Annotated in this window: 16 protein-coding genes; 3 read left to right on the forward strand and 13 right to left on the reverse strand. The window is 64.9% G+C overall.

Annotated elements, in window-relative coordinates; translation table 11 throughout:
* The first annotated feature begins 70 nt into the window (after positions 1 to 70).
* Entirely contained in the window at positions 71 to 478 is a 408-nt protein-coding gene (locus ACAG21_RS12270) for a DUF302 domain-containing protein (RefSeq protein ID WP_370496382.1), read from the forward strand.
* Here the strand turns inward: ACAG21_RS12270 and ACAG21_RS12275 are convergent.
* The 11 genes from ACAG21_RS12275 to ACAG21_RS12325 form a co-directional block, all read right to left on the reverse strand.
* Positions 465 to 923: a hydrogenase maturation protease gene (locus ACAG21_RS12275; protein ID WP_370496383.1), complete on the reverse strand. Its 459-nt coding sequence runs from the start codon at positions 921 to 923 to the stop codon at positions 465 to 467. The two genes, ACAG21_RS12270 and ACAG21_RS12275, sit on opposite strands and share 14 nt — an antisense overlap.
* On the reverse strand, positions 920 to 2,212 hold the full coding sequence (locus tag ACAG21_RS12280) for a Ni/Fe hydrogenase subunit alpha (RefSeq protein WP_370496385.1): 1,293 nt from the start codon (positions 2,210 to 2,212) through the stop codon (positions 920 to 922). Before ACAG21_RS12280 ends, ACAG21_RS12275 begins: the two co-directional genes overlap by 4 nt.
* Positions 2,209 to 2,967, reverse strand: coding sequence for an oxidoreductase (locus tag ACAG21_RS12285; RefSeq protein WP_370496386.1), 759 nt, complete (start codon positions 2,965 to 2,967; stop codon positions 2,209 to 2,211). Before ACAG21_RS12285 ends, ACAG21_RS12280 begins: the two co-directional genes overlap by 4 nt.
* On the reverse strand, positions 2,968 to 3,828 hold the full coding sequence (locus ACAG21_RS12290; RefSeq protein ID WP_370496387.1) for an FAD/NAD(P)-binding protein: 861 nt from the start codon (positions 3,826 to 3,828) through the stop codon (positions 2,968 to 2,970). It abuts the gene before it with no gap.
* Positions 3,821 to 4,951, reverse strand: a complete 1,131-nt coding sequence (locus ACAG21_RS12295) for a 4Fe-4S dicluster domain-containing protein (protein ID WP_370496388.1) — start codon at positions 4,949 to 4,951, stop codon at positions 3,821 to 3,823. The genes ACAG21_RS12290 and ACAG21_RS12295 overlap by 8 nt, the downstream gene beginning before the upstream one ends.
* Before the next feature lie 43 nt (positions 4,952 to 4,994).
* Positions 4,995 to 5,570: a hypothetical protein gene (locus ACAG21_RS12300; protein ID WP_370496389.1), complete on the reverse strand. Its 576-nt coding sequence runs from the start codon at positions 5,568 to 5,570 to the stop codon at positions 4,995 to 4,997.
* Positions 5,571 to 5,610: 40 nt separating this feature from the next.
* The gene (locus tag ACAG21_RS12305; RefSeq protein ID WP_370496390.1) at positions 5,611 to 6,606 is read right to left on the reverse strand and encodes an NAD(P)H nitroreductase; all 996 of its coding nucleotides are present in this window, start codon (positions 6,604 to 6,606) and stop codon (positions 5,611 to 5,613) included.
* Positions 6,607 to 6,733: 127 nt separating this feature from the next.
* Positions 6,734 to 6,985 (reverse strand): hypothetical protein, encoded by a 252-nt coding sequence (locus tag ACAG21_RS12310; RefSeq protein ID WP_370496392.1) that lies wholly within the window; start codon positions 6,983 to 6,985, stop codon positions 6,734 to 6,736.
* A gap of 249 nt (positions 6,986 to 7,234) precedes the next feature.
* Positions 7,235 to 8,413, reverse strand: coding sequence for a cation:proton antiporter (locus ACAG21_RS12315; RefSeq protein ID WP_370496393.1), 1,179 nt, complete (start codon positions 8,411 to 8,413; stop codon positions 7,235 to 7,237).
* Between the two features lie 21 nt (positions 8,414 to 8,434).
* Positions 8,435 to 9,301 carry a hypothetical protein gene (locus ACAG21_RS12320; RefSeq protein WP_370496394.1) on the reverse strand — a complete coding sequence of 289 codons (867 nt, stop codon included), beginning with the start codon at positions 9,299 to 9,301 and terminating at the stop codon, positions 8,435 to 8,437.
* Positions 9,302 to 9,330: 29 nt separating this feature from the next.
* A complete protein-coding gene (locus tag ACAG21_RS12325; RefSeq protein ID WP_370496395.1) occupies positions 9,331 to 10,563 on the reverse strand; it encodes an acyl-CoA dehydrogenase family protein in 1,233 nt (410 codons plus the stop codon).
* A 225-nt stretch (positions 10,564 to 10,788) separates the two neighbouring features.
* Between ACAG21_RS12325 and ACAG21_RS12330 the strand changes: the two genes are divergently transcribed.
* Together ACAG21_RS12330 and ACAG21_RS12335 are read left to right on the forward strand one after the other, a co-directional pair.
* Positions 10,789 to 11,820 carry a phosphotransferase family protein gene (locus ACAG21_RS12330; protein ID WP_370496396.1) on the forward strand — a complete coding sequence of 344 codons (1,032 nt, stop codon included), beginning with the start codon at positions 10,789 to 10,791 and terminating at the stop codon, positions 11,818 to 11,820.
* Positions 11,817 to 12,581, forward strand: coding sequence for an SDR family NAD(P)-dependent oxidoreductase (locus ACAG21_RS12335; protein WP_370496397.1), 765 nt, complete (start codon positions 11,817 to 11,819; stop codon positions 12,579 to 12,581). The genes ACAG21_RS12330 and ACAG21_RS12335 overlap by 4 nt, the downstream gene beginning before the upstream one ends.
* On the opposite strand, the gene ACAG21_RS12340 is transcribed toward ACAG21_RS12335, so the two are convergent.
* Together ACAG21_RS12340 and ACAG21_RS12345 are read right to left on the reverse strand one after the other, a co-directional pair.
* A complete protein-coding gene (locus ACAG21_RS12340) occupies positions 12,582 to 13,166 on the reverse strand; it encodes a TetR/AcrR family transcriptional regulator (RefSeq protein WP_370496398.1) in 585 nt (194 codons plus the stop codon).
* A 40-nt stretch (positions 13,167 to 13,206) separates the two neighbouring features.
* Positions 13,207 to 13,791: a TetR/AcrR family transcriptional regulator gene (locus ACAG21_RS12345; protein WP_370496399.1), complete on the reverse strand. Its 585-nt coding sequence runs from the start codon at positions 13,789 to 13,791 to the stop codon at positions 13,207 to 13,209.
* Between the last annotated feature and the right edge of the window lie 16 nt (positions 13,792 to 13,807).

Raw genomic sequence — 13,807 nt, forward strand, 5'->3', positions numbered from 1 at the left:
TCCTCGAAATCCACGGTCTTGGGACTTTCGCCCCTACCGTGGCAGGTCTCCAAACGATCGGATGTTTGCTATGAGCATCGCGCTGTCGACCCACCTGAATACGGACTTCGAGCGCGCGGTCAAATACACCCGAGAAGCCCTTGCGCAACAGGGGTTTGGCGTGCTAACCGAAATCGATATCAAAGCAACGCTCAATACCAAGCTCGGTGTGGAGATGGAGGATTATCTGATCCTTGGTGCGTGCCATCCAGCCTTGGCGTACCAAGCAATCAACATCGATCGAGAGATTGGATTGCTACTTCCCTGCAATATCTTGCTGCGCGCCGACCAGAGCAATCCTGGCACGATAATCGTCGAGGCGATGGATCCGAAACTGTTGCTGGAGGTAACCGGCGAACCGGCGCTGATCGCGATCGCCGACGAGGTCACCACCAAGCTGGGCGCCGCCATCGCCTCGCTCGATGCTAGTTGCGGTTGATTTCATCCACCGCCATTTCGACGACATGCGGAATGGCGCGCGCGACCTGTGGAGTCAAACCGACGCCGTGATCGGTGTCCGCGATGTCGATGGTGAACACCACAAGCACGTCGGGTACCCGATTTCCAAGCGCCTTGCCGAGCGTGTAAGTGCGGCCGACATCGACCGTGTGCGAACTCAATGCACCCGAAGAGTCGACCACATCACCGACCGAGCAACGGCGGACCCGGCCCGGCGTTGGCGGCGAGGAAACCGCGCCATCGATCACCAAGGCAAGCCGCGCCCCCGACCACGCATCGAGCAGGCTCAGCGGTTCCGCGACGCCGGCTACTACGCAAACACCGGGCAAGTCAAGGTCTTTGAGCGCCACGGCGGCGACGATGCCCACTGCGTCGTCCTTGCGAAGGATGTTACCGAGGCCGATAATGACCACCTCGCCGGTCAATGATGCTCAACCCGAAGTGTCAAGAAGTGTGTGGAGCATGAGATGCAGGGGTCGTAGCTGCGGATTACTTTCTCGCACAGCATGGTCAGCGCGGCGTCGTCAAGGGACAGATTGTCGGAGACGGCGCGGCCTAAGTCGGCCTCAATGGCCGCTTGGTTCTGCGATGTTGGCGGAATCATGGTCGCGGCGGAAACCAGTCCATCCGCGTCGATCTCGTATCGGTGATACAGCAGGCCGCGAGGCGCTTCGCTGACGCCGTGTCCGATACCACTGCGGGCTTCAACGTCAACGAATGGGTGCGCCGGACGCTGATACTCGGCGATGATCCGTAACGCCTCTTCGATCGCATACACCACTTCGACGGCGCGGACGACTATGCTGCGAAAAGGATTTCGGCATTCCGGCGGTAGCCCGGCACTTGCTGCCGCCTGGGCAGCGACCACCGAGAGTGCCGAAGAGTTCAATGAGTATCGGGCCAATGGCCCGGTCAGGTAGCAACCGCCATCGAGGGTCGCATGCAGCGCCGTGGAATGGGGAACCTGAGCTTCGGCGACGTGGCTGGTGAAATCGGCAACCGAAAAGGGCACGCCCGCGCTGCGCGCGATGGCGCCGTTTTCGATCGGGTACCGGCCTGTCGCCGTGAGTGCCAGAAACTCGTGGTCGACCGCTAGGTCGGGGAACTCAAAGCGCGAAACCCACTCGACAGTGGCCAGCGCGTCATCCAACGCTCGGCGCAACTGCTCAGCGATCGGCACGAATTCCAATCGCGTTGGCACGGAATAGAAGCCGCCCAGCCGGACATTGACCGGGTGGATGGCGCGACCGCCGACGAACTCCATCAACTGGTTGCCGGCCTTCTTCAGCGCCAGCCCCCGCTCCACAGCGGCCGGGTGATCGCGTGCCATGCCCACGATGTCGGAGTAGCCGAGGAAGTCGGGTGCATGCAGCAGGTAGATGTGCAGCGCGTGGCTGTTGATCCACTCGCCGCAGTACAGCAACCGCCGGAGCGCGACGATATCCTCGTCCACCTGGATGCCGCACGCGTCTTCGATCGCGTTGCATGCACTGATTTGATACGCCACGGGACAGATTCCACATACCCGAGCGGTCAGGTCCGGTGGTTCTGTGTAGGCGCGCCCACGCAGGAACGCCTCGAAGAATCGAGGTGGTTCATAGATATTGAGCTGTACACTCTCGAGTTCGCCATCCTTGAGCGTAACGTTCAGTGCGCCTTCGCCTTCCACCCGCGTGAGCGCGTCGACCCGCAGACTGCGGATTGGTGGCGTCATTCATTGCTCCGTTCGGCGGCGAAGCTGGCGACATTGAATGTCGAGAAAACCCGGTCGACGTCGGCGTCGGACATACCGTCGCGGCGCAACAGTGGAATCAGCGTAGCGGTCCGCGGCGCCGCGGAGGGCCCGAAACAGCCATAGCAGCCGCGACGATGTCGCGGGCACAGTGCTCCGCAGCCGGCGTGGGTGACTGGTCCGAGACACGGGGTGCCGTCGGCGACGATCACACAAGTCACCCCGCGCAATTTGCACTCGGTGCACACCGTTTTGGCCGGCAGCCGCGGCTTGCGTCCGATCAGCAGCGCCGCGAGAGTGTCGAGCAACTGTCCGCGGTCGATCGGGCAACCCGGCAGCTGGTAGTCCACCTCGACGTGTGCCGATGCCGGAGTGGAGCTCGCCAGCGTGTCGATGTACTCCGGGTTGGCATAGACGACCGAGGTGAACTCGGCGATGTCGCCAAAGTTGCGCAGCGCCTGCACTCCCCCGGCCGTCGCGCAGGCGCCGATGGTGACCAGCAGTTTCGATTGGTCCCGGATTGCCCGGATCCGCTGTTCATCGTGTCGAGTAGTGATCGAACCTTCGACCAGTGACACGTCGTACGGGCCGCCGACCGTCGCGCTGGAAGCCTCGGCGAAGTGGGCGATCTCGACTTGATCAGCGAGGGTCAGGAGCTCGTCTTCGCAGTCGAGCAGCGTCAACTGACAACCATCGCACGAGGCGAACTTCCACACGGCCAAGCTGGTTCGGGTCATTTAAAGCTCCTTCACCGCAAGCAGTGGTCCGGCTATGTCGTAGCCGACAACCGGGCCATCGCGGCACAGCAGTAGCGGACCCAGCTGGCAATGGCCGCACCACCCAACCCCGCACTGCATGTTGCGCTCCAGTGAGACGCGAATATCCTTGGCGGCCAGTCCTTTCGCGATCAGTGCGGCTGCCCCGAAGCGCAGCATCGGCTCTGGTCCGCAGAGAAAGGCCGTGGTGCGATCGGGGTTGAGCTCCAACCGGCTCAGCGGTGCGGTGACTAATCCGACCTCGCCCTTCCAGCCGGGCGTCGGCGCGTCGACGACAAGATGCAGTTCGATTTGCGGTTCTGCTGCCCACTGTTCGAGTTGAGCCGCGAAGACGAAATCGGCTCGGGAGCGTGCGCCCGCGATCAGCGTCACCTTGCCGTAGCGCGCGCGCTCGGCCAGCGCCCCCAGCACGGCGGGACGCAGTGGGCACAATCCGACGCCGCCGGCGACCATGACCAGATCTCGCCCAGCAGCCTCGGCCAATCCCCATGATGTGCCGAACGGACCCCGTATCCCGATCACGGTGCCTGGTTCGGCGTCGTGCAAGGCACGGCTGACCGCACCGACAGCGCGGATAGTGTGGGTGATCGATCCGTCGGTAACCGTCGGGTCGCCGCTGATCGAAATCGCGGCTTCGCCTACCCCGAAGGCGTACAACATCATAAATTCCCCCGGTTGCGGACGGCGCAGTGCTTCGCCGAGCGGGACCAGGGTGAGCGTTGCCGAATCGGGGCTCTCCACGACACGGCTGCGCACTCGATAAGGTACCGGCGCCATCGCGGAATGCGCGGCCGGCGCAACACCGGTCACCGTGTCACTCATCGTCCGCCGTCCGGGCCATCTTGTTCATCTCCGCGGTGATGTCGATCCCGGTGGGACACCAGGCAATACATCTTCCGCAGCCGACACAGCCGGACATCCCGAACTGGTCGTGCCAGGTGCTCAGCTTGTGGGTCAGCCAATGCCGGTAGCGCGATGCCCCAGACTGACGAACGCTGCCCCCGCCGTGGATGAAGGTGAAATCGAACTCGAAACATGACGCCCAGTGCCGCCACCGCTCGGCATGCTCACCGGTGAGGTCGCTCACGTCCTCGGTACTCGTGCAAAAGCAGGTCGGACACACCATCGTGCAATTGCCGCACGTCAGGCAACGGCTCGCGACTTCGTCCCACTGCGGTGACTCTCTCGACTCGATCAGCAGGTTACGCAGGTTCACGTCCGGCATCTGCCGGCCCATCCGACCCGATGCCGATTCGACATCGGCTCGCGCACAATCGATTTCCTGTTTTTCGGCGGTACGGTGCGGTATCTGCGCGAGCACATCGGCACCCTGCCGGCTACCGATGTCGACAAGATACGACGCAGTGGCCCCCTCCACACGCTCCGTGAGCGCGAGGTCATAACCAGACCCGACCGCGGGACCGGTACCCATCGATGCACAGAAGCAAAGTCCGCCGGGTTCCGTGCAATTCACCGCGACGACAAAGGTCCGCTGCCGACGTCCGACAAACGAGTTGTCGGGATGTTCGGCGCGGCCGAGCACGCCGTCGAGGGTTCCGATTGCGGCCAGATCGCACCCTCGCACTCCCAGGAATGCGTATCGGGGGACCTCGTCATCCTCGTCGAGGCTTGTCCCGTCCCGAGTACCGGCCCACAGTCGCTGCCGTGGTGGGTGAAGGAACTGTTTCCAGGACTGGGGGCCGGCCGAATGCCCGAATGCCGCGTCATCCTCGCGTCGGCGCACCCGATAATGTCCCGGGCTCACGTCTACACCCCAGCCGCGGGGCAGATCGTTCGCCGACTCCAACTCTGCCAGCACGATCGCGTCGTCCCGCAGGGTCGGACCGATCACCCGATAGCCCTGTTCAACCAACACCTCAACAAGACGATGCAGTGCCGCCGCGTCGAACACTGCGACCTGAGAATCTTCGCCGGCCATCGACATATCATCCGTCCCGTCGGGTGCGCTGCATAGAGGCGCTCGTCTCTCAAGGAATCGTCTGGCCGCCGTCTCCCTGCAGGCAATTCAGCTCACGATCCCATTGAGCGTCACGGGCGTGATTGAGCCGTGAACGCACGCTGATCACCAGTGCTACCACCCCGGCAGCGATAACCAGCAACGTCCCCAGGGCGGCGGCAAACGCGTCCCCCACCGCCTGCCAGGTGGGGGTCGGCGCCGTCACGAGATCACCATGCATATCAACCCAAACCGTGGTGCGGTCGCCCACCTCGACAGCATCGGCAAGTTCGAGCTGGCCCGTGCGCTCACCCTGCGGTACAGGCCACTTCGCCTGCACGACCGCGATACCCGAATCATCGACGGCAGTCTGCGTGATCGTTGCCGTGACCGCATGACGCTGGTGCGCCTGTTGGACATAAACCCGTTCGCGCACACCGTAAGTGCTGCCGGCCGCCACCCCCGCGAAGGGAATCGCCAGCAAAGCCACGACGAACGCGATGAGTGTGACCAGAGCTTCCACGCGATCGGATCGGCGAAGCAAGCCGTTGCGACCGACAATGCGAGCGATTGACCAGCAGCGTGGGTCTAGCGTGAATGTCTCCATCTCAACTCCCCTGCGCGACGGAGCGTTTCGCGTTTGGCGCCTACTCGCCGGCATCTGCGAGGTCCGATATCCACCCGACGAAATCGGAGAGTTCACGCCGCGGTGTCGATGGCAACGGATCCGCATTTATCGGTGCCCAGCCCACCCGTAGCAGCATCTGTGGATAACTGTCGCTCCCGAAAATCTCGGCGCGTACGGCCTCGCGTGTCTCGGCGACCTCGAGTGGTTCGGTAACCGGGCAACTGGCCAGGCCCGTCGACGTAGCGGTGAGCAGCACGGCACTGGTGGCCTCGCCGGCGCGCAGCCGCGACAACCGGTCGTCGGCACGCGTCCCGAGCGCGAGAACCACGGCGTTGTCTTCGGCGGACGACGAGCCGGGCGGCTCGGCGAGTACGGGACCGGCGAAGTACCGGCCAGGAATCGTGGCCTCACGATCGGACTTTGGCGTGTTGCGAGCCGGAACGCCGGCTAGAGAGCCGTAGCGGCCGCTCCACTCGGTGAGCTCGGCGAGATAGTCGTGATTCATGTGATCCCACACGGACTGCGCCACGATCTTGTTCAGCTTGTCGGTGTCTTCCACCTGGCAAAGCGTCACACCGTGGCGCGCCGAACGCGCCGCCATCAGCGCGATGTCGCCGACGGGTACCTGCCAGGAGCTGTAGTGCCGGCGGTCGGTTCGCCGCCGTGGTATCGCCGCGGCGAGCGCAATGTCGGAGGCGTCAGCGGAATGCGGTGAAAGTTCAATCGCGGCAAGGTGGTTCGGATCCGCTGGGTTAGGCAGGCGAGACACTTTGGCGTGCCATCCGACCGCCGCGAATGCGACGACGCAGTGATTCAGCGTCGCGCCGCAGCTCAGGATCAAGTCGCGCCCGTCCGGGTCGGTGTTGGGTAGCTGCCGGGTTGCGTCGGAGTAGAGATGCAGGCTCTGCTCGCCCACCAGCCATCGCCAGGGTTGGGTGTTGTGGACGGAGGGGGCTCGTGATGCCAGAGCCAGGGCCGTGCGAATCGTGCCCGCATCGGGAAAGCGTGCATTCATGGCAGTTCGCCCCTTTCTAAAAATTCTGGTGTCAACGATTCCGGGTTTACCGCCACGGGAAGAGGGGACGACGACCTTGATGCGAGGGACTTTGGGCCACGCCCCGGTGCTGTTCGGGCCACAAGTGCTAGGCAGCCGACGCAAGGGTCACTTCAACGGACAACTGGTTGCCCAGCGCGTAGGCCGCAGACCAGTCGCCGAGACACGCTGCTCGCGCCAGGTCCTCAACCAGCGGGCTGTAGGTACCCAGCTCTTGCAGCCACGTCGTGACGATGGCCGCGATCTCGTCACCGTGCACATGAACCGTGCGGCCACCGTGCAGGCGATCGGTAACGCAATACATCCGCTCACCATGCGTTGTGTGCTTGACGAATCTCATCGCAGCCTCCTCCACCGGCCTTGAGACCAATCCGACCAGTTGGCCGATGGGGCCAATAGAGGCGAACGCAACCGGCCAGCGGTGCTTCGGTCGCACTGACGACCACGCCGAAGTCCCTGTCCCGTGGGCCTTTGGTCCCCGGACGCTGCAGGCCCAAGGTCCTTCGACGACGACCGCAACCCACCCGCCCTGTGGCGGTACTCGGCGAGTCCGCAGTACCCGCCCATTGTGCGTCCGCAACGGGCCCCGTTAGTCGCGTCTGTGGCTTGGCGCTGTGCTGTCGGCGCCCGTGGCCGGCTGTCGACGTGCCGCCAATGCGCCGGCGATCGAGGTGGCCGCAACCGTCAGCAGGGCGCCAAGCATCAGCGCCGAACCTTCGCCCGGCGCGAGCAGGTTTTCCTCGTTCCCGATCGTGGCCGCGGCCACTGGCACACCGAGTTGGGCGGCCGAGAGCACGGCCAGGGTTACCGGCTGGCCGAGCAGCCTGCCCACGCAGTGGGCCAACACGGCACCCAGCCCTAGCGCCACGCCCAACAGAATCAATTTCGGGTGCGCACCCAGCTCGCGCACGTGCAGCGAGGCGCCCAGCCAGACGAAGAACAACGGACCGAAGAACCCCTCGGTGATCCCGAACAGCTGGCGCGCTAGCCGTCGCGGCTCCCCCACCGACGCGATCACCAATCCCAATGCGAAGCCGGCCAACATGATCGACACGTGGGTGCGCAGCGCCAGTGCCGCCAGTGCGAACAACGCCAGTAGATTCGTGCGCAACTCCAGCGCGAATTTATGATCCTCGGAAAAGGCGTGCGCGCGTTGGCGCCAGCCCCGGCGATCGACCGCGAGTAGGACCAGGTACAGCAGTCCCGCACACGTCGCGATCGCCAGCGCACCGAGTGCCGCCGTGGGCGCCCTGCTCAGGTCGATCACCAAGGGCAGCAACACGATAGAGGCCGTATCGGCGATAGCGATCTGTGCGGTGAGCGAGAGCACCGGCGGCCCCTGCAGCCGCAGCGAGCCGATCACCGGTAATGCCAGCGCAGCCGATGACGACGCCATCAGCACCGCGTACAGTGCCGCGTGGCCGGTACCGAAATACCACGCCAACGCCACACCGAGGGCCGTTGCGACGACGCCGCACAGCACCGCTCGCGCCAACGCCCGCGGCAGTGCCCCGCGCACGTCAGGATTTCGCACCGGCACATGGGTGCCCGCGACGAACATCACCAGCGCGAAACCGATGTTCGCGAATAACTGAAACGTCGGGTTCGACTCGTCGAGCACACCGATGCCGGTTTTGCCGAGGACGAGTCCCGCGAGCAGCTCACCGACGATCAGCGGAATCCGCAGGCGCGGCAGCGAAGCCACCAGCGGGCCGGCAAAACCCACCGCGACCAGCAGCGCCAGCGTCTCGAAGCCGAACCCCGACATCTCAGTAGCCCTGCGGCGCGGTCAGCCGACCACCTCGAAGATCGCCGCGGCGGACGTGACGGCCTTGTCCGCGTTGCCTTCGTCGTGCAGCAGCATGCGCACGCCGATGCGTCCGGGACCGCCGGCATGGGCGGTGCCCTCCACCCGGAACGGCCCGACCTTCCCGCGCGACATGAACATGACGTGCCAGCTGACGACCTGCATCTTGCGGGTGCCGGCGAGAGTAGCGGCCAGGTCGATCGCCGCGGTCTCCAGCACGACGTGCTGGGGCCCGATGTGCAGCGCCGCGTCCGGCGAGGCGAGTTCCGGGCTGAGCGCGGGCAATATCCAGTGCCCGTCGTCGCGCCTGCAGGCACCGAAGGCAGCCCACAGCGGCGGCAGGTCGGGTGAGTCTTCCACAACGAGTTCGGTGCCCGAAACATCCATCCTGTCAAGCCCTTCCGGCGGGATCCCGATGATCGCGCCCTGGCCCTCGTTGAACGCGATCACCCGGTCCGGGTTGTCGGCGTCGACGATCTTGCACCGCCCGTACCCCATAGTCCGGCCTTGGTGCACGATGCCGGAGCCGACGATCTCGACGCGAGAGACGTCGTAACCGGGGTCGATGATCTGCACCGACGCGATGACCGGATTGGGCACCGCAGCCATGTCGGTCTGACACCCCTCGGGCGACGAGATAGCCAGCGGCGCAACCATAATGCCGCCTGCCTCGTTGCGCATGTCACGGCGGATCACGACGGTGTCGTCGACGTCGCCGATGTCCATCGACGAGTGCTTGCGACCGATGTAGCGGTAACTGAGCAGACCCGTCCACCGGCGGTACAGCTCATCGCGGTAGGCATCGGCGTCGCCGGCCAACTCTCGGATGTCTCGCAGTTGGTCACTCACTTTGCCACCTCTCCCCGACTTCGCATCCGTCAGGACAGTCTGTTTCGCCGCACTTGGTTGAACGGCACGCCCCGGTCGGCGGCGTACTCGCGGGGAAAGTTCAACACCCGCTCGCCGATCACGTTGCGCGCCATTTCGGTGGTGCCGCCGCCGATGCTGGCGATCTGGCGGCCCAGATACCGGATGCCGATATCGAGCAGCCGCGCGTCGTCCTCGACGACCGCGGACGTCCCCGCGACCGCAATCGCGGTATCGATTTCCACGTCGTGGACCGCGGCCATCTGCAAGCGAATGATCGATCCCGCGGTCGGCGGCAGCGCACCGCCGGCCACGGCGTGGAAGACGTGCTCGCTGAGTTGACGCGCCACCGTTCGGTGGACCAGGGCACGTCCGATCATCTCACCGACGCGTTCGCAGTCCAGCTGGTTCGTCTGTTCGGCCAGCGCCAGCAGATCGATCGAAACATCCTCGGCCTCAGAGATTCCCGGGCCGCTGGTGTACTCCGAGCCGTCGCCCATGCTGCGCCGTTCGTGGTAGAGCTGTCGCGAGGCAACGTCCCACCCCTGGCCCGGTTCGCCGACGACGGCGTCGTCGCCCACCTCGACGTCGTCGAAGAACTCCTCGCAGAATTCGATGGAGCCGTTGATCTGCTGGATGCGGTTGATCGTTATTCCGGGGTGCTTGAGCGGCACCAGGAACATCGTCAGGCCTTCGTGCTTTGGTACATCCCAATCGGTCCGGGCCAGGCATAACCCATAATCCGCGGCGAACGCCCAGGTGCTCCACGTCTTGGCACCGTTGATGATCCACCGCCCGTCCCGGCGGTCGGCACGGGTGATGACGCCCGCGAGGTCCGATCCCCCGCTCGGCTCGGACAGCAGTTGGACCAGCACTTCGTCGCCACGCAGCGCCGCTCGGATGTGGGTGCGCTTCTGCTCCTCGCTGCCCATGTCCAGGATGGTGGCGCAGCAGATGGCGAAGGACGGCACGTTGAGCAGCAACGGTGTTTCATAGCCCTGCGCCTCGGCGTCGAAGGCTTTCTTGTACTCGTAACCCAGCCCCAGGCCGCCGTACTCCCGGGGAAAGCAGATGCCGGCGAATCCGCCGTCGTACAACTTCTTTTGCAGTTCACGCGCCCGGTGCCAGGACGCCTCCGCATCGCGTTCGAGAAGCGCTGCTTCGGCGGGACCCTGCCGCGGCATGTTCTCGGCCAGCCAGGCCCTGGCCCGGCTGCGAAACTCCGCTACGGTCTCGTCGGTCACCAGGAGTGCCGAATTCGTTTGTGCGTCATCGCCGCTGACCTTTCGACGCCGTTGTCGTGTCCAAACCTCGAGTGTGCGCTGGGCGACCGTACAGCGCCCGGCTATTGACTGTACACATCGACGTCGCGCCGTCGCAGGTCAACGAGTCCGCCTCCGGATTACGCGTCCGGGGCTGCTATGTTTGGGAATCGGCGCTATTTTAACCGAGCGATCGGAGGATCGCGCATGGTTGCTGCGGCAACGGGTTTCGACGTTCCCCGGTTTCGCGATTGGCTGGCCGAGGCAACCGGCGAGGCGGCCGACGTGTCGGTGGTGCCGATTCGCGGAGGCGGCAGCTGCGAGATGTTCCGCATCGACCGCCTGGGGCAGACCTGGGTGGTGCGCCGGGCGCCATTGGCCACGGTCTCCGACACCGCTCACCAGGTGATCCGTGAGGCGCGCATCATGGAGACGCTCGGCGCCGCAGGAATACCGGTGCCCACGGTGCTGGCTCGCAGCGACGACCCCGCCATACTCGGCGCCCCCTTTTTCGTGATGTCGTACGTCGACGGCGGGGTGATCCGCCGCGACGGACTTCCCGAAGCGCTGCACCGGGATCCGTCGTCACACCACTTGATCGGCGAACAGCTGATCGACACCCTGGTCGCTTTGCACGCGGTCGACTGGACGGGCACGGCGCTGGCCGAATTGTCGCACCCGCAGGGGTTTCTGCCGCGCCAAGTCGATCGGTGGCTCGCGCAACTGCAGAGTTATCAGACCCGCGCATTGGACGGTGTGGACGAGCTGGCCGGCTGGCTGCGCGAGAACCTGCCCGCAGACGGCGATCTCACCGTCATGCACGGCGACTACAAGCTGGACAACGTCATCTGGTCGCCGGCGCCGCCACCGCGAATCGTCTCCGTCGTCGACTTCGAGATGACGACGGTGGGCGATCCCCTGATCGACCTGGCATGGGCGATGATCTTCTGGCCCGAGACCGGAAACCCCATCGCGCTGGGGTCGCCGGACGCACCGCATGGCATTGATCGCGACCATTGCCAGACACCGGATCAACTGATCGAGCGCTACGCCGAGGCCACCGGCCGCGACCTGTCACCGTTCGGCTGGTATCAGGTGTTCAGCGCGTGGAAGCTGGCGATCGTCCTGGAGGCGTCCTACGCGAAGTTTCTGCGCGGTGAGTCCCGCAATCCGGTCCATGAGTTCTTCGGGGCCGTCATCGACGAACTGCTCAGCCGCGCAAGGAGGTTCGCGCAATGACCGACGAGCTGTTCGACGTGGCCGACCGGGTCATACTGGTCACCGGCGGCAGCCGCGGACTGGGTGCCGCGATGAGTGTCGGGCTGGCCGCGCGCGGCGCACGAGTGGTGATCGCCAGCCGGAAAATTGCGTCGTGCGAGGCATTGGCTGCCACGATCACCGAGTCGGGCGGGCAAGCGCACCCGTTGGCCTGCCATGTCGGCGATTGGGAGTCCTTGCCCGGCGTCGTCGAAGCCGCCGTTTCCCGGTGGGGACGGCTGGACGGCTTGGTCAACAACGCCGGTATGAGCCCGCTTGCACCCTCGCTGCTGGAAACCTCAGAGGTGTTGTTCGACAAGGTGATCGGCGTCAACCTGAAAGGCCCAACCCGGTTGACGGCGCTGGCTGCCACGGCAATGGCCGCGACCGGCGGTGGATCGATCATCAACATCAGTTCGCTGGCGTCGGTGAAACCCACCCCCGTCACCACGGTCTACGCGGCGGCCAAAGCCGGCCTCAACGCGCTGACCACCGCCTCGGCCGTCGAATACGCCGGTGTCGGCGTGCGGGTCAACGGGATCATCTGCGGGACCTTCGATACCGACGCGGCGTCGGGTTTCGTCCGCAACCCCGACCTGCTGCCCGAGGTGCTCCGCCGCATCGCGCTCGGCCGGGTGGGCCGGCCCGACGAGATCGTCGGAGCTGTCCTCTATTTGCTCTCCGACGCGTCGAGTTACACCACCGGGTCACTCATGACCGTCGACGGGGGCGTTTCTGGCTGATCAGCGGCACCGCTTCGCCGTGGCATCGACGCCCCCGGCCTCGGCTCGCACCCCGGAGATCACCCACTCGATCAGCCGGGGAAAATTCTGTTCGATCTTGGCCGTCGCGGATTCCGAGCGCTTCGGTTCACGCAGCCCGCGCACCTCGACGATGGAATGGTTGATCGTCAAGTGCGCTAGGCCACGGCAGCACTCGGTGGCCAGCGGGCGCGGAATTCCCTCTTGCAGAGTGGCTTTGAGTAAGGCGTTGACATAATCGGCAACGGCGCTGCGGTCGTCGATGGTCATCAGCTCAGTCAGAAACGGATGCGCTCGCAAGGCGTCGTGCAATGCCTGACACCAATGCAGTGCCGTCGACTCCCAGGTGTCGTATTCCTTGAAGTCGAGCTTCAGCTGCGCGAAGTGGCGCGCGACCAGCGCCCTGATCAATGCTTCGCGATTGCCGACCTGTTGATACAGCGTCCGCGGCGAGATCTTGAGTGCGGCCGAGAGTCGACGAACGCTGAGAGCCTCGATACCTTCGGAATCCAGCATGTCCAACGCGTGGGTGAGGATGTCGTCGGCCGGGATCAGCGGCTTGGCCATCGCTGCATCGTACAAGCCCTGGCCGCGCCGACACTGCAGGCTAAGCGCTGTCGCGGCGAATACCTTCGATCAGGTAGTCGATGTGCGTAGCGAACAACTCGTCGACTTCCTCGCGAGTCACGCCTGCCGGGTCGCTGCCGGCAAGACGGCCCTTCCGGCGCGTCGAGTTCGTGCCCGGCGGATGGTCCATCGCTACGAACCCCACGACCGCCCAGGTCAATAGACGGCAGGCCCGCACCGACATATCGGCCGACATACCGTCGCGGCGCATGCTTTTCAGCAGCGGGCGCGATGCTTTCAGATAGGCCGGGCGCTTCGCCTGCAGGAAGAGCCGGCAGTCGGCGGCGGCGGTCAGCCGTGCCCGGAGTTGACGGGTCCAGCGTCGCGCGTAGTCCGGCCAGGGTTCGTCGCTTTCCAGCTCTGGAGCGAGATCGTCGAGCAGATGTTCGGCGACCGCATCGATGAGCGCATCCTTGTTTCCGATTCTGGAGTACACCGGTGGCGGCGTGACACCCAACCGGCTAGCCACGCTGCGCATGCTGATCGCGTCCAATCCGCTTTCCCGCATGATTTCCACTGCGGCAGCAACGATCTGGTCCGCGTCGAGCTCCAGTTCGCTGGGCACGTCGGCACTCCTCGCA

Origin of the sequence: Mycobacterium sp. pR1184, assembly GCF_041287235.1 — a bacterium.
In the GTDB taxonomy this organism is placed as follows: domain Bacteria; phylum Actinomycetota; class Actinomycetes; order Mycobacteriales; family Mycobacteriaceae; genus Mycobacterium.